This is a genomic window from Miltoncostaea marina, assembly GCF_018141525.1.
Classification (GTDB): Bacteria; Actinomycetota; Thermoleophilia; order Miltoncostaeales; family Miltoncostaeaceae; genus Miltoncostaea; species Miltoncostaea marina.
The window spans coordinates 2,881,955-2,896,498 of record NZ_CP064655.1 but is presented as its reverse complement, the minus strand read 5'-3'; the positions used below and the strand labels follow the sequence as shown (position 1 = coordinate 2,896,498).

Here is a 14,544-nt window from a genome sequence, read left to right as displayed (position 1 = left end):
GACGTCGACAACGAGGTGAGCGGTGGAGACCCTGCCCGACCAGTTCAAGAAGGCCCTAGCCCGCATCGAGGTCAATGGTGAAAAGCGCGAGCGCGCAATCAGCGCGCACACGGAGATCAGAGAGGTCCCCGAGGCCGACGAGACCCTCCGCGAGTGGGGTATCGACTCCATCTTGATCGGCTCCTACGCGCGCCACACGGGCATCCACCCAGGCAAGGACGTCGACGTCTTCATGCGCCTCACCGAGCTGACGACCGACGCCGACCCCGGCGAGGTCTTCGACCACGTCGCGAAGGTGCTCACCGACGAGTATGGGGAGCGAGCATCGCGGCAACGCCGGTCGATCAAGGTCGACTTCGAGGTCGATGGGTTCGCGGTGGACGCCGTCCCCGCCGTGAGGTCCGGTTCGCGTTGGGCCATCCCGAGTCGGGATACCGACACTTGGGGCGATCCGGACGCGGACCGGTGGGTGGAGACCGACCCACTCAAGCTCGGTTCGCTGACGACCGCCATGAACAAGGACCCGAAGGTCGACGGGCAGGGCGCCTACGTGCCGACGGTCAAGCTCGTGCGACAGACCCGCAAGCACCACCTTGGCGACGCCAAGCCCGGCGGCCTGTACTTCGAGCTGCTCGCCTATCGGTCGTTCGAGGCGGGCGTGCCGGGCGAGAGCTTCGCCGAGATCTTCGCTGCGGCACTGCGCTTGATCGCGGACCAACTGGCCTCAGCGGACGAGCTTACCGATTCGGCACTCGACAAGCCCTACGAGCCGGCCCCCGAGCAGGAGGAGCTTGACCACGCCGCCGAGGTGTTCGGCGAGCTTGCTGACGATGCCGCCGCTGCACTTACGATGGAGCGATGCCCGGCCGCGGTGATCTGGCGCCGCATCCTCGGCGACAACGACCGGGGCGCCTGTTTCCCGCTGCCCGATGGCTGTGACGACGAGGGGCGCTCGATCTCGCGCGTGACTTCGACCGGTGCCGTCGGATCTCGTGAGGCCGGTGGCTTCGCCGGGTCCTGACACCCTCGATCAAGCGTCGCTGGAGCGCTTCCAGACTGAGCTGATCGAGCACGGGTTCGAGCCCGTCGAAGGTGACCTCGGACTGTGGCGAGGTCCCATCGCCGACGAGCTGCGCGAACACACGAACGCCGAGACGATGGTGATCGAGTTTCGCGACGGTTGGCCTTTCCAGCATCCGCGCCTAATCGTCGAGGGCCTCGACGCAGACCACGTGGGTGCCAATGGCGAGGTCTGTCTCTGGGCATCGGGCGCCAGCTCGGCCCAGTGGACGACGTGGCAGGGATACCGCGCCCGGATCGCCGAGTGGGCGGCGCGCACCCGCGATGGATTCCAGCTTGAGGACTTCGCCCTCGACGGCCACCTCGACTTCCAGCGCAGGAGGCCGGGGCTCGCCACGGTCGAATTGGCGCGCCTGGCTCTCGACGAGCGCGACGCCCGTCTGGGCCACATCGTCGCCTCCTGGGACAAGGCCGGCACACGGCTCACGATCGAGCCCGGCCGGAACGGGCCGGTCACCGGCCGCTGGTACCTGATAGCCACCCCGCCGAACCGCCGACCCAAGAACCTTGAGGAGATCCGGTCGCTGCTCGACGGGCGCCAGCGGAGCAACCTCGACAAGCGCATGGCGAAGGTCCGGGACCGAGGCCTCCCTCAAGTGCTGCTCGTCGCCTGGGACCGCGAGTTCGGCCGCGAGGCGCTGGTCCTGCTGGCCGAGCAGGAGTCCGGGGAGGCGGTCGTGTGCGCCATCGAGGTCGCCCCGACGGATCAGGAGACCCTGATGCTGCGGGCCGGACCGGACGCCGAGCTGCTCGCGACGCAGTCGATCACCCTCTTCGGCGCCGGCGCCATCGGGTCCCACGCCGCCCTGATCCTCGCCGAGTGCGGCATCGGCACGATCGGCATCGTCGACCACGAGCGGCTGCGGCCCGGCAACGTGGTGCGCCACGTCGCAGGCGAGTTGTTCGTGGCAAGCCCGAAGGTGGATGCGCTGTCGTTCGAGATCGGCCAGCACGCCCCCTGGACGAAGACCCAGAAGCAGAGGAGGTCGACGTGGAACGCGACCCTTCTTGCCGGGGCGGCAACCAATCGTGACCTGCTCATCGATGCGACCGGCCTCACCTCCTTCACCATGCTGCTCGCCCACGTCGCTGCCAAAGCCGAGGTTCCGATGGTCTCGGCGGCGCTCTACCGGGAGGGGGCTGTCGGACGCGTGCGTCGCCAGGCACGGGAGACCGACACCCCGCTGTGGCTGCGCAAGCCGCCCGGATATCCGGTGATCCCGCCGTCCGAGGACGAGGCACCGCGGTTCGAGGTCGGCTGCTCGGCACCGGTGAACAACGCCTCTCCCCTAGCGGTCCACTCGATAGCCGCCGCGCTTGCCGAGTCGGCGATCGATCTGCTTACGGGCCGCTTCCTGTTCGAGGACGAGCGGATCGTCGTCTTCCGGCCGCTGACCGAGCCGCCGTTCGACCGGATCGGCACCGTGTCATGAGCGCGAGCTGGCGCAGCTGGCTGAGTGAAGACGCCGCGGCGGCGATCCGCCTGGCGGCCGAGCGCGCGCACCCGAACGAGACAGGCGGGGTACTCGTCGGCGTGCACTCCGCCGGACGCCCGTGGATCACCCAGGCGATCGAGTTGACGACCTCCCACCCGCGGCCGCGGTTCTACGAGCCGCCGAAGGGATCACGCCAGGCGGCGGTACGGCGCGCCGCCCGCCACGATCGCCGCCTCGGTTACCTCGGTGAGTGGCACTCGCACCCCATCGACGTGCCGCCGAGCTTGACCGACATCGACACCGTCAAGCTCCTGGCCGCGACCGGCGACTGCCCGCGCCCGGTCCTCCTCATCGCGCGCCGGACCGCCAACGGCTACGCCCTAGATGCGCGACAGTGGTCCGGGAGATCGCTTCGCCAGCTTCGGGTCGTCTGCGCCGGCCCCCTGCCGACAGGGGAGAGGCCTGCGGGAGGTACCCGCCTGACGAGGAGGTCGCACGCATGAGCGGCGGCTCCGGTCTTCCAAGCCCGAGCGGCGCGAGGCTGAGTGGCGACGACTACCAGCACCTGCTCACCTGGTTCCACGCTCTGCAGCTGCTGCGTAAGGAGAGCGGGGTCACGCGGGTGGAGTTCGAGGTCGGCTACGCCGGCAACGTGGACGACCTCGTCGTGCATCGGCGCGACAAGCCGACGCTCTACCACCAGATCAAGTACGTGGTCGCCCAGGCCCAACCGCTCACGCACGAGTGGTTCACGACACCGTCCCGGACGGGCGGGCCGAGCCCGCTGAAGCGGTTCCACGGGAGCTACCAAGCGCTGGCCACCGAGAGCGGCCCGCCGGAGATGGTCCTGATCACGAACCGCCTGGTCACCCACGCTGACCCGATCCTCCGCCATCTCGGCGGGCGCGACGCGAAGCTGGTCCCGCGCTTAGCGCTTGAGGCCTCCGGCTCGGCCTCGGGCGAAATCCGCAAGGACTGGGCCGATCACCTCGGCATCAGCGAGCAGGAGCTCCTCGGAATGCTCGAGCACTTCGCGATCAAGCCTGGCGGCGCCTCACTCGAGGAGTTGCGCGACATGTGCCGGGAGCGCATGAGCGCGGTCGGGCTACGAGGGCTACCCGATGACGTCATCGTGGCGGTCGGGATGGTGCGGGAGCTCATCAGCACCGGCTGTCGCTGCCTCGATCCCGACACGCTGCGGGAGGCCACCCGCAGCTTCGCTCGCACCGAACGCGAGGCGACGCTCCTCATTCAGGCGATCGACCACTCGGACTCGGCGGAGAGCGCCACGGAGGCCCTCGACTGGGTAGAGCTGTTCGTCGGCGACTCTCCGGCGCTTCGTCGACGTCTGCATGACCCACGTGGATGGAGCGATCGGCTGAAGCCGGAACTGGACACTGCAGCGGGCGCGCTGCGCGCCGCCGGCTACGAGTCAGTGCGCCTCGAGGGAGCGTTCCGGCTGTCGGTCGGCTTCGCCGCAGGGGACGCGCTACCGCGCACGACGGCGGTCAGGCTCTCCTATCGCGACTACGACAGCCATCTGACGCCTGGCGCGTGCCCCGTCGAGGTAGCCTCGACCGAGCTTGGGCTCGGAGACGACATCGTCATCGGCATCAGCGTCAGCACCGATCTGACCGCGGATGCCACCGAATACCTGCAGAACGCCGGAATCCCGGCTGCGCGCTTCGTAAACATCACGCCCGCGGTCGGGCCGGGGCAGACATCGATCCCCGATGCGGCTGCCGGCCTGGGGTTCGTCTACGCGGCGTTCGAGGAGATTCGCCGTCAGGTGAACGGCCTCGACGGGACGGCCCACCTGTTCATGGCCTGCCCGAACGGGATCGCGGTCATGCTCGGACATCTCTGGAACCGGGTGCCCGATACCCAGCTCCACGACGACGCGAACGACCCTGGCAAGGGGTACTTCCCGAGCTTCCATCTCATGCGGCGATGACCCGCCGGACGCGCCCCAGGCCGAGTGCGCCCTCAGACCGAGCTCGCTGATCCCTGATCAGATGCCTCCGAGCGTTCTCAGCGACCGCGCCACCCGGTTGGCGCACTTTCCTCACAACCCGGCAAGCGGATGAAACAACCTGTGCCGGTTCCCGCTCCGGACCGTGACCGGTGCAGTCACCTCCTGATGACCACCAGCAGGGCCGACTACGGTAGAGGCGTGTCGGAAGACGCCCCACCGTCTCCCACGCCGGTTGACCTCGCGGTCCTCGCTCTGAGCGCAGCGGATGCGAAGGGCGTCGAGCGGGAGGCGTTTCAGCGGCGCGACGCTGCCGTCGTGGCGGCGGTTCGCGCGGGCGCGCGCCTGGATGAGATCGCGCTCGCCGCGGGTGTCACCAAGGCGGCGGTCTCGGCGATCGCGCGCAAGACCCTGGCTCCGCGGTCCGCTCGAGGTGGGCCCTACCGGCGGCGCCGAGGCGTCGAGGCGGCCGTCGCTGTGATCCGGGACGCGTCAGAGTTGGCTGCCACCGCGACCCAGGACCGGCGACTCGCCGTCGGCGAGCGCGACGCGGCCATCGTCTCCGCGTTCGGGGAAGGACTCCCGATCGGCTCCATCGCACGGGCCGTCGGAATGGAACCCAAGGTCCTGCACAACTTGATCCGACGCCGTCGCGCCGAGGCCACGCAAGAGCCGTTCGGCACCCTTGCATCGCCCAAAGCGAATGAAGAGCACGCCGACACCATAGGTTGACAAAACGGCGAGCCCGTAGGTAGCGTCGGCCGCACAATCAACGTGGCCCGGCGGCGGTGTCAACGCCCCGGGCCGTGGCAACCGAAGGGAGACTTCGGATGCGTTTCGACCGTACCAACGGGCGATCGGCCGCGCTCGCGCGCGCCACTGCGCCCGGCCGAGGACGCGGAGCCACCCATGCCCGCTGACCTCAACACCGTCGGCCTAGTCGGCCGACTGACTCGCGACCCTGAACTGCGGTACACCGGAGCCGGTGAGGCGGTCTGCGGCCTGCGCCTGGCCGTCTCGACCCGGACCCGCGCCGACGGGGGCTGGGAGGACCGCCCGAACTTCTTCGACGTCTCGGTGTGGGGGAAGGGTGGCGAGGCCGCCGCCGAGCACCTCACCAAGGGGCGGCGCATCGCCGTCGCCGGGCGGCTCACCTGGCGTGAGTGGACGACCGAGGACGGCTCGCGTCGCGAGGCCGTCCAGATCGTCGCCGCCTCGATCCAGTACCTCGACGCGCCGCGTAGGGACGACGCCGCGCCGGAGGCGGTGGGTGCGACCAACGGGAAGGCGGCCGTCGGTGGCGACGACATCCCCTTCTGAGCGTCCGCCGCTCGCCCTCGCGCCCGAGCCGGCCTCTGAGCGGCCGCCCCGGGTCGATGAGGCCGAGGCCGACCGTCTCTACGCCGACGCGATGGCGGCGGTGCGGCGCGCTGCTCGCGTCGCCGCTGACCTGGAGCGCGCCGCCGTGCGTGCCGGTCACCCGGCCTGGCAGGCGGCCGCGACCTCGGCCCGTCGGGCCGAGGCGAGCCTTCGCACGGCCGCCCAGACGGTCCCGGAGGTTCCGCCTGACGCGCCCGCCAACCCTCGCCGGGCAATCGCGCTCGGCGACCTCACCATCGACCGGGCCCGCCGGGCCGCGTTCTGGGCCGACGCGCCGCTCGCACTCACCCGCTTGGAGTTTGACCTGCTGGTCGCCCTGGCGGAGCGCCCCGGCGAGGTCCTCACCAAGGACGACCTGCTGCGGCGGGTGTGGGGCTACGCCGGGCGGGCGCGCACCCGGACGGTCGACTCCCACGCGTCGCGTCTGCGCCGCAGTCTGCACGCCGCCGGGGCGCCCGGCGCGACGGTCGTGAACGTGTGGGGCATCGGGTACCGCCTCACCGTCACCGACGAACCCGACGCGGCATGAACGGCCCCGACCACCAGGGCGCCGGCCTTCGCGCCGCCGTCCACGCCGCCATCGCGGCGGACGGCCTCGAGGACACGGTGCGGGCGGTCCTCGAGCGGCGCTTCCCGGCCGAGGGGCCGGGGGCGAGCCTCGACGAGGCCGGGGCCGCCCTCGGGATGAGCCCGGCGATGGTCGCCCACATCGAATTCGCCGCCCTCTGCACGATCGCCGGGCGCTCCCGGCAGAGCGCGGCCATCCCGACGAGCAGCCGGGACCCGTGTCCCGGACCCTCGCACACCGAAGGAGGCGAAGCATGACCGGCGACACCACCACGACGACCCTCGCGGTGCTACCCATCGACGCGATCAGCGTCCGTGAGGGCTGGAACCCGCGCAGCGGCGACGATGATATCGAGCACCAGGCGCTCGCCGACTCGGTGCGCGCGCAGGGCATCCTGCAGCCGCTTCTGGTCGAGCGCACCGACGAGCGCGCGGTCCTGCTCGACGGGCACCGACGGCTGGCCGCCGCGCGGGCGGCCGGGATCACCGACGTCCCGGTGATCGAGCGCACCGGGGAGGACGGCGAGGCGCCCCAGCTCGCCGCCGCCCTCGCGGCCAACATGCGCCGCCGGGGCCTCGACCCGATCGAGGAGGCGCGTGCCTACGAGCGCGCCGCGAAGGCCGGGTGGCCCCAGCGGCGGATCGCCGAGGCGGTCGGCTGCTCGCCGCGCCACGTCTCCCAGCGGCTGCGCCTGCTGCGGCTGCCCCATGGCGTGCAGGAGGCGATCGGCGGAGGGGCGCTACCGCTCTCGGCCGTGCCCACGGTCGAGACGATCGCCGCCGTCGCACCCGCCGTTGCCGACGCCCTGGCCGCCGCCCTCGCCACCGGCACTATCACGGCGGCCGAGGTCAGCGATCATCCCGAGGGCGCGCTCACGGAGCTCGCGCAGGACGAGGCCAACGGCAAGGGCCCGTCACTCGTGGCCGTGCCCGGCTACCAGGACCTCGCGGCCCTCCCGCTCCATGCGGACCTCGCCGCCCGTGCCGTGGCCTCCGGCGTCACCGGGGTCAGCTTCTCCGCCGAGGACATGGACGCGGCCCGTGCATTCGGCTGCCTGATCGAGTTCCCGGATCGAGGCGACCGCTACTGGCACCGTGGCTTCGTCGCCGATCCGGCCTTCATCGCCGACCGAGTTGCCCTGCACGTCGAGCGGGCCGAGGAGAGGGCCCGCCAGGAGGCCGAGCGACGCGCCACGGCCCAAGCTGAGACGGCCTCGGCTGGCGCAGACGACGACGCGGCGGCCGAGTCCGACGAGGACCGGCGCCGTCGCGAGCGCAGGGAGGCCGCCGAGAATCGCCGCGCCGCCCGCCTGGCGAACCTCGACCTCGGACGCAGGGCCCTCCTCGCCTATGGCGAGCCGGCCGACGTGACGATGGCACTGGCGCGCGCGGTGGCGCTGGTCGCGCTCCACCACCACGCCCAAGACGCCGCCCAGGGACTGCGACTCACCCACGAGCGCCTCCAGCGCACCGAGACGACGACCACCAAAGCGGGCGCGACCCGCGAGCGGGTCCGCTACCCCGAGCGCCACGAGGCCGAGACGGCGCTCACCGAGTGGATCGAGGCGGCGCGCACCCCGGCCCAGGTTCTCGGGCGCACCGTGCAGGCGCTGCTCGCCGCGTTCTATGCCGACCAGGAGGCCCTGCCGCAGTCCGAGCGGCGCGCTGCCGACATCCCGGGCCGCTACGGCAGCGGGATCGCGGCGCCGCTCCCCGGGGTGATGGACGGGCTCGCCCGCGACGTCCTCCCCGAGCGTCTCGCCACCCGGCTGAGGGAGCGCGTCGCCTGGCCGCAGCGCGCGACGGCGCTCGACGCCGACGAGGATCAGGCGGTTCCCGCCGACGGGGAGGCGCAGGCCGCGTAGCCGCACACCGGGCGGGCCGGGCGCGCGGCGGGTCGGGCGAAGCGCGCGGCGTCGAACCCGGCCCGCCCTTCGCTCGTCGGCGCGCTCGCCGGGACGCCGCGCCGGACCTTCTTGGGGGTCCGGCCCGGCTGCAACCGGCTGAGCGCCACGCCGCCAACGGTCGGCTACCCGTCGACTACGCCCCTACCGATCCCACGAACCGGCGCCCGATCGCCAGCACCAGGCGCCACAAGTCGCCCGCCGATGGCGTCCCGCCAGCGCCAAGCGCTCGAACGACCCGATTCGATCAGGAGCCGGGCACCTTTGCATCTATAATGCGATCAGGCCGTGTTGACGATACGAGCAGCGAGGGGCGCCGACTACTATGAGCGCGTCGAGTTCGCGCGCGACGACTACTACGCCGAGCGCGGACAGGTGCGCGGGACGTGGGAGGGTCGCGGGGCGGACGCCCTCGGCCTCACCGAGGGACCCGGCCACCACGACCTCGGCGCGTTACTCGACGGACGCGATCCGGCAAGCGGCGAGGACCTCCCGGGACGCCGCAGCCGCCGCGGGGGCAACGTCGCCTTTGACCTGACGTTCGCGGCGCCCAAGGGGGTAAGCGTGCTGGCCGCGGTCGGCGACGCGGCGGCGCGGGCAGCCATCCTTTCCGCGTACGCCGAGGGGGTGCGCGCGGCGCTCGACTACCTCGAGCGGCGGGCCTGCTTCGTGCGGCGCGGCCACAACGGCGTTCGGGTCCTTCGCGGTGAGGGCTTCGTCGGCGCCATGTACCTCCACGAGATGGCCCGCTCCGGCGATCCGCACCTGCACGCGCACCTGGTCATCGCCAACAGGGTTCGCGGCGAGGACGGGCGCTGGACCGCCCCCGACATGCGCCCGGTCTTCGCCGAAGCGAAGACCGCGGGGTTCATCGCCGAAGCGGTTGTGCGCGAGCGTCTCAGCGTTGCGCTCGGCTTGGAGTGGGGGCAGACGGCTAACGGCTCCATCGATGTGACGGCCGTGCCGCAAGCGGTGCGCGAGCACTTCTCCGCACGCCATGCCGAGATCATGGAGCTGGCGAGCGCGCGGGGGTACACCGGCGCGGCGGCGATCGAGGCGATCCAGCGTGAGACGCGCGACCGAAAGCGGGTGGTCTCGCGCGAGCGCGCGGCGGCCGAGTGGCGCGCTCGCGCGGCAGAGCACGGCTTCGGCGCCCGTGAGCTCGCGCGGGCTCTCCGGGCGCCGAGACGGCGCTCGCGGGCGAGCCACGTCGAGTCGCTGCGGGACGTGCGGCGACGGATGGAGGGGCCGGCCGGGCTGACCCGGCGCACGTCCTCCTTCACGCGGCGCGAGGTAATTCAGAACCTCGCCGATGCGCACCCGCAGGGCGCCTCCGCGGGGGTCCTCGAGCGACTGGCCGACGACTTCCTCAACGCGCGGTGCGTCCGGCTGTCCTCGGCCGGCGCGGCCCATGGACGCGGATACGAAGAGGCGCGCTACACGACGCCCGGCATGCTGCGCACCGAGGCGCGCCTGATCGAGACAGCGACGGCCGAGGGTGCGCACGAGGTGGGATCCGTGAGCGCCCAGTCCATCGCCCGAGTCATAGCCGCCCGGCCGACGCTCGGCGACGACCAGGTCGCGGCGGTGCGTCACCTCTGTTCGGGTCGCACGCGCACCCGCTGCCTGGAGGCGCGTGCGGGCTCCGGCAAGACGTACGCCCTTGAGGCCGTCAGGGAGGCTTACGAGGCGTCGGGAGTCCCGGTCGTCGGCACCGCCTGGCAGGCGCAGGCGGCCGAGGTACTGCGGCGCAGCGCGGGCATCACCGCGGAGACAGCAGCCCTGATTCTCGAGCGTGCCGCGCGTGGCGAGGAAGCCGTCCCGCTGGGGGCGGTGGTGGTCTGCGATGAAGCGTCGACGATGCCGACGCGCGCGCTTGAGCGGCTCGTCGCCGTCGTGGCCTCGAGGCGTGGACGTCTGATCCTCGTCGGTGATCGCGGCCAGCTTCAGGCGGTCGACGCGGCGGGCGGGTTCGCCGCGCTCTGTGATCGCCTGGGTGCCGCAGAGCTCTCCGGGAATCGCCGGCAGCGCACGGAGCTGCAGCGGCGCGTGGCCGGCGCGCTCGCGGAGGGCCGGGTGGCGGACGCCATCGGTCTCCTGGCCGAACATCGGCGCCTGCAAGCTTTCGACGACGCACGGCACGCTCGCGAGGCCCTCATCCGCTCCTGGGTGGCGACCTCCCTGGGCGATCCGGGCGGCGCACTGATCATCGCCCACGACCGACGCGAAGTCCGTCGGCTGAACGAGATGGCCCGTGCGCGGCTGGATGCCGCCGGGCGCCTGTCGGATCGGCGGATGGTCGCCGATGGCCGCGAATGGGCGATCGGTGACCGCTTGATCTGCCGGCGGAACCACTACCGCCTCGACGTGCGCAACGGCACCCGAGGCATCGTGACGGGCCTCGATGAGCGCGCCAAAGCGCTCGTGGTGTGGACCGACGATGGGAGAGAGGTGTGGCTCCCCGCCGACTACCTTCGCCACGCGATGCACGGGTACGCGATGACCGGGCACGTCAGCCAGGGGGCGACCGTCGATAGGACCTACCTGCTCGCCACCTCGGAGCGCGGCGGGCGGGAGTGGGCATACGTGGCTGGCTCGCGCCACCGCTTGGACCTCGAGGTGTTCGCGGTCCACCACGAACCGGAGCGACTCGCACAGGCGCTGGAGCGGACGTGGTCACGGACGCAGGCCGCCGGCCTTGCGATCGACCTGGGAGAGCGTCTCGGACGTGCGACGGAGTCCGTCGACCCGCTGTACCGCAGGTCTTCTATCGGCACTGCCTCCAGGGCGATGGAGGTCCGGCCGGTCGCGCAGAGGGTGCTTCCCTCCAGCGCGCCGCGCGCCGCAGGCCGCTCGCTGGAACTTTGACGTGCCGGAACCGCTGAGCCAGCGCCTGAGGAGCACGCGCCGGACCGCGAGTGTCGGCGTCGGCTTCCACTCGATCCGCCGGGACACAAGCCGAGCGTCCACGGGCTACCATCGAGGCATGCGCGTGAGCGTTCGCTACTTCGACGGTTGCCCGAACTGGCGCGTGGCCGAGACCCGGCTGCGCGAGGTGCTCCGCGAGCTGGGCTCGTCTGCGGTCGAGGTCGAGCTTGAGCGCGTTGAGACGTCCGAGCAGGCGGAGGCCGTTGCATTCCGTGGCTCGCCGACGGTGCTCGTCGACGGCGAGGACTTGTTCCTCGATGAGGCCGCACCGGTCGGCCTCATGTGCCGCATCTACGCGACGCCGGACGGCCTCCAGGGGGCGCCGAGCGTGGAGCAGTTGCGGCAGGTGCTCGCGCGCTAGCTGCCCCGGCAGCCCCCGATCGGAGGCACAGCGAGCGCGCCCGAGGGCGTCGTCGTGAGCGCGCTGGCCGGGCGGGCGTCCGCCGCTCGGGTCCTGGTGGTCCCCTCTGTGGTCGAGGTCCGCGACTCGCCCGGACGCGCCCGCAGGCGGGGCTTCCTAGCCGCTCAGCGTCGTGAGGCGGCCGGGCTCCCTCGGCAGGAGCTCGACCGTCGCTCCGGCAGCGTCTCCGCTCCCGTAGTTCACGCCGGCTGCGGGGACGGGCCATGTCTGGAGCTCGCCGTGATACTCGACGAGCAGCAGGATCTGTCCGCCGTCCGCGCCCAGCCCGACCACCTGGCCGGTCGCTTCCTCGCCACGGAAGGTGCGGGTCACCTTCCGGCCGATGATCTTGTCGCTCATGACGTCCCCTCCGGTCGCTTCACCGGGCGCCTGCATCGACACCCCAGGCCGATGGTGACGGCGGGTCCGGTCGGCATGCGCGGCTCGACGCCTCGACCTCCTGATCGGCGGCCCGCTCTGCCGGGGCATTTGCGAGATCCCCCGCGGGAGGGCTATGCGGCCGCCGCCCATGCGAGACGCTTTATGGGCGGGCAGGCCGTACACCAGGGAATTGATCTCCCTGGAAACGCGCAGGAACGGCAGGGCTTCGTCCCATGCGCGTGAGAGGATTTGCCCGTCCCCGGTGAGGAGACGGGCAGCCCTCACTTCAGCACCCAGGAGTCCACCACCTCACCGGGGCCACTCAACCATGAAGGGCCGGCTCCAGGAGGTGCCGCTATTCCAGAGGAACACCACCAGCCGCCGCGCGAGCGCCCTGCGCCTCGCCGGCGACACCGCATCGCCCGTCGATCCCCGGCCAGCTGAGTCTGGACTTGGAGGCGGACGCGAAGTAGGACGGCATGCGGGGCGAGTGCTCGCTCGGCTCGCCTCCGCACGCTGACCTCCATCGGGTGACGAGCGCGCGATCGGGCCGAGCGCTCGATCTTGCTACGGGCCGGAGGCCATCACCGGCTCCGCCTTCGCGTCTCGGCCGCCCGCGCTACACCGTTGGGCCTCTAGCTAGGGGTCCACGCGCCCACCTGGGTCGACACCTCGCAGCGCCGTGTCCCGGTTCTGCGCGTCCAAGTCGACAACCTGGCCTGCTCGGCGCCCGCGTCGGCCCGAGCCAGCGGCCGTAGGACCGCACACAAGCACTCTTATGTGTGGCACGGTGGCCGCATGGCCGACCCCTCCGCCGACCCCGACCCGCCCAAGGGCAAGGTCCACGAGGTGCATCTGCGGGCGTCGTCCAGCGCGACCGTGTCCATCACCGACGTCCGGGTCACCCGCGCTCTGAACGCCTACCGCCTGACGCTGTTCGGCGTGCTGATCAGCATCGCAGCGGCCGCAGGCTTCGGCGCCGCATCGCTCTACGGCGGCTCGTGGTGGGCAGGCACTCTGCTCGGCCTGGGCGTCGGCATCGCCGCGGCCGCCGTCACGGCGCTGCTGCTGTGGCGGTTCCAGCACGGCATCGCCGCGCTCATGGCCAGAATCCTTCCGGGGGGCTGATGTCCCGACCACCTGCCTGCTCCGCTTCCTGAGCCCTCGGCTCCCGCCGCCGGCGACGCGCTCGTGCCGACATCAGTCGCCACCGGCGCTCCCACGTTCCACCCCGAGACGCCCAGCGAGGTGAAGGCCGCCTTACTGGCTTCGCACTCCGGGCACACCCGCGCCGCCTACGAGCGCTGCCTGGACGACTTCGGCCGGTTCCTGCACCAGCACGGGATCCCGCACTTCGCCGCCTCGCGGGCGGTCGTGGACGCCTACCGCCTCGAGCTCCTGGAGGTGCGCAAGCTCGCGCCGGCCACGGTCGCCCAGCGGCTGTCGGCGCTCGCCGGCTTCTACGACTACGCCGTGGACGAGGGCCTCATCGACCGCTCGCCCGCCGAGCGCGTGAAGCGCCCCAAGCTCGGCAAGGACTCCCCGCGGCTCGGCATGTACGAGGGTGAGGTCCGGCGCTTCCTCGAGGCGGCCCACGAGGCCGGTCCGCGCAACTCCGCGATCGCCTGCCTCGGCGTCCTCAATGGGCTGCGTTTATCGGAGATCTGCGGCGCTGAGTGGATCTTGGCGAGGAGCTCGGCCACCGCGTCCTGCGCGTCGCCCGCAAGGGCGGCTCCAAGATCAACATCCCGCTGGCGCCGGCCACCTTCCACGCCCTCACCCAGACCATCGGCTCGCGCACCACCGGGCCGATCTTCCTCGGGCGCGACGGCCAGCCGCTCGACCGCTTCGTCGCCTGGCGCGTCGTGTGCCGGCTCGCCAAGCAGGCGGGCATCAACAAAGCCGCTGTCGCCCCACTCCATGCGGCACACCTTCGTCACGCAGGCGCTCGCCGCGGGCATCCCTCTGCACATCGTCCAGGACGACGCCGGCCACGCCGACCCGCGCACGACCATGCGGTACAACCGCGCGCGCCGGTCGCTCGACAAGGCCGCCACGCCAGCTGGCCGCCCGGTTCGCCGCCGCCGCCTGATCGGCGGCCTGGTCGCGCGCGGCGGCCAGCTGGGACGGGGCGACACGGGTCTTTCCGTTCAACCATGCGGGATGGCCCTCTGGCGCTTACCCGGTCACGAAGCCCTCGAGGGCCCGTCCGCGCGGCTTCCCTCACTCTTTTCTCCGGAGCGCCGCTCCCGCGCATCGCCCGGCGCTGCTTGGTTGTCGTGTCGAGCGCGGCGACCGCATGCGGACTTCGGCGGGTCGCCTGGCGAGAGTGGCCGCCACCGGGCGCGAAGGCGGGGGCAGCAACTGGTGACGGGGCCGCCATGATCGAGCGGGCGCCTCGGTCGAGTCGACGGCTCCATCACCGGCCCCATCGTCCAGTTGCTTCTGCCAAGCCGGCCCGGTTCGCCGAGGCGCGTGCCCGTGCATCGAACGGCT

14 protein-coding genes are annotated in these 14,544 nt (G+C 72.0%); 13 read left to right on the top strand and 1 reads right to left on the bottom strand.

The annotated features are described in order from the left end of the window. The first annotated feature begins 22 nt into the window (after positions 1–22). The 11 genes from ITJ85_RS14675 to ITJ85_RS14625 all read left to right on the top strand — a co-directional run bounded on the left by ITJ85_RS14675 (position 23) and on the right by ITJ85_RS14625 (position 11,628). A complete protein-coding gene (locus ITJ85_RS14675; protein ID WP_217913847.1) occupies positions 23–1,021 on the top strand; it encodes a nucleotidyltransferase domain-containing protein in 999 nt (332 codons plus the stop codon). Next, positions 1,002–2,513 (top strand): ThiF family adenylyltransferase, encoded by a 1,512-nt coding sequence (locus ITJ85_RS14670; RefSeq protein ID WP_217913846.1) that lies wholly within the window; start codon positions 1,002–1,004, stop codon positions 2,511–2,513. The genes ITJ85_RS14675 and ITJ85_RS14670 overlap by 20 nt, the downstream gene beginning before the upstream one ends. Beyond that, complete coding sequence (locus ITJ85_RS14665; RefSeq protein WP_217913845.1) at positions 2,510–3,019, top strand: Mov34/MPN/PAD-1 family protein; 510 nt, start codon at positions 2,510–2,512, stop codon at positions 3,017–3,019. Before ITJ85_RS14670 ends, ITJ85_RS14665 begins: the two co-directional genes overlap by 4 nt. Then, on the top strand, positions 3,016–4,470 hold the full coding sequence (locus tag ITJ85_RS14660; RefSeq protein WP_217913844.1) for an SAVED domain-containing protein: 1,455 nt from the start codon (positions 3,016–3,018) through the stop codon (positions 4,468–4,470). Before ITJ85_RS14665 ends, ITJ85_RS14660 begins: the two co-directional genes overlap by 4 nt. Before the next feature lie 219 nt (positions 4,471–4,689). Next, complete coding sequence (locus ITJ85_RS14655) at positions 4,690–5,220, top strand: hypothetical protein (protein ID WP_217913843.1); 531 nt, start codon at positions 4,690–4,692, stop codon at positions 5,218–5,220. A 177-nt stretch (positions 5,221–5,397) separates the two neighbouring features. Beyond that, positions 5,398–5,808, top strand: coding sequence for a single-stranded DNA-binding protein (locus tag ITJ85_RS14650; protein ID WP_217913842.1), 411 nt, complete (start codon positions 5,398–5,400; stop codon positions 5,806–5,808). Then, a complete protein-coding gene (locus ITJ85_RS14645; protein WP_217913841.1) occupies positions 5,786–6,397 on the top strand; it encodes a winged helix-turn-helix domain-containing protein in 612 nt (203 codons plus the stop codon). Before ITJ85_RS14650 ends, ITJ85_RS14645 begins: the two co-directional genes overlap by 23 nt. Continuing rightward, positions 6,394–6,693 carry a hypothetical protein gene (locus ITJ85_RS14640; RefSeq protein ID WP_217913840.1) on the top strand — a complete coding sequence of 100 codons (300 nt, stop codon included), beginning with the start codon at positions 6,394–6,396 and terminating at the stop codon, positions 6,691–6,693. The genes ITJ85_RS14645 and ITJ85_RS14640 overlap by 4 nt, the downstream gene beginning before the upstream one ends. Continuing rightward, a complete protein-coding gene (locus tag ITJ85_RS14635; protein WP_217913839.1) occupies positions 6,690–8,300 on the top strand; it encodes a ParB/RepB/Spo0J family partition protein in 1,611 nt (536 codons plus the stop codon). The genes ITJ85_RS14640 and ITJ85_RS14635 overlap by 4 nt, the downstream gene beginning before the upstream one ends. 327 nt (positions 8,301–8,627) lie before the next feature. After that, on the top strand, positions 8,628–11,207 hold the full coding sequence (mobF, locus tag ITJ85_RS14630; protein ID WP_217913838.1) for a MobF family relaxase: 2,580 nt from the start codon (positions 8,628–8,630) through the stop codon (positions 11,205–11,207). Between the two features lie 118 nt (positions 11,208–11,325). Beyond that, positions 11,326–11,628 carry a DF family (seleno)protein gene (locus ITJ85_RS14625; protein WP_343232959.1) on the top strand — a complete coding sequence of 101 codons (303 nt, stop codon included), beginning with the start codon at positions 11,326–11,328 and terminating at the stop codon, positions 11,626–11,628. 156 nt (positions 11,629–11,784) lie between these two features. Here ITJ85_RS14625 and ITJ85_RS14620 read toward each other — a convergent pair whose 3' ends face one another. Then, positions 11,785–12,027, bottom strand: a complete 243-nt coding sequence (locus ITJ85_RS14620; RefSeq protein WP_217913836.1) for a hypothetical protein — start codon at positions 12,025–12,027, stop codon at positions 11,785–11,787. An 819-nt stretch (positions 12,028–12,846) separates the two neighbouring features. On the opposite strand from ITJ85_RS14620, the gene ITJ85_RS14615 reads away from it, so the two are divergent. Continuing rightward, positions 12,847–13,176: a hypothetical protein gene (locus ITJ85_RS14615; protein ID WP_217913835.1), complete on the top strand. Its 330-nt coding sequence runs from the start codon at positions 12,847–12,849 to the stop codon at positions 13,174–13,176. A 120-nt stretch (positions 13,177–13,296) separates the two neighbouring features. Next, the gene (locus ITJ85_RS14610) at positions 13,297–14,433 is read left to right on the top strand and encodes a tyrosine-type recombinase/integrase (protein WP_217913834.1); all 1,137 of its coding nucleotides are present in this window, start codon (positions 13,297–13,299) and stop codon (positions 14,431–14,433) included. Positions 14,434–14,544 lie beyond the last annotated feature (111 nt).

What these genes read in the sequence shown, in the direction of transcription:
- ITJ85_RS14665 (WP_217913845.1), top strand. Translation starts at nt 2,510, where the DNA reads ATGAGCGCGAGCTGGCGCAGCTGGCTGAGTGAAGACGCCGCGGCGGCG.
- ITJ85_RS14660 (WP_217913844.1), top strand. Translation starts at nt 3,016, where the DNA reads ATGAGCGGCGGCTCCGGTCTTCCAAGCCCGAGCGGCGCGAGGCTGAGT.
- ITJ85_RS14650 (WP_217913842.1), top strand. Translation starts at nt 5,398, where the DNA reads ATGCCCGCTGACCTCAACACCGTCGGCCTAGTCGGCCGACTGACTCGC.
- ITJ85_RS14640 (WP_217913840.1), top strand. Translation starts at nt 6,394, where the DNA reads ATGAACGGCCCCGACCACCAGGGCGCCGGCCTTCGCGCCGCCGTCCAC.
- ITJ85_RS14635 (WP_217913839.1), top strand. Translation starts at nt 6,690, where the DNA reads ATGACCGGCGACACCACCACGACGACCCTCGCGGTGCTACCCATCGAC.
- ITJ85_RS14625 (WP_343232959.1), top strand. Translation starts at nt 11,326, where the DNA reads ATGCGCGTGAGCGTTCGCTACTTCGACGGTTGCCCGAACTGGCGCGTG.
- ITJ85_RS14620 (WP_217913836.1), bottom strand. Translation starts at nt 12,027, where the DNA reads ATGAGCGACAAGATCATCGGCCGGAAGGTGACCCGCACCTTCCGTGGC.
- ITJ85_RS14615 (WP_217913835.1), top strand. Translation starts at nt 12,847, where the DNA reads ATGGCCGACCCCTCCGCCGACCCCGACCCGCCCAAGGGCAAGGTCCAC.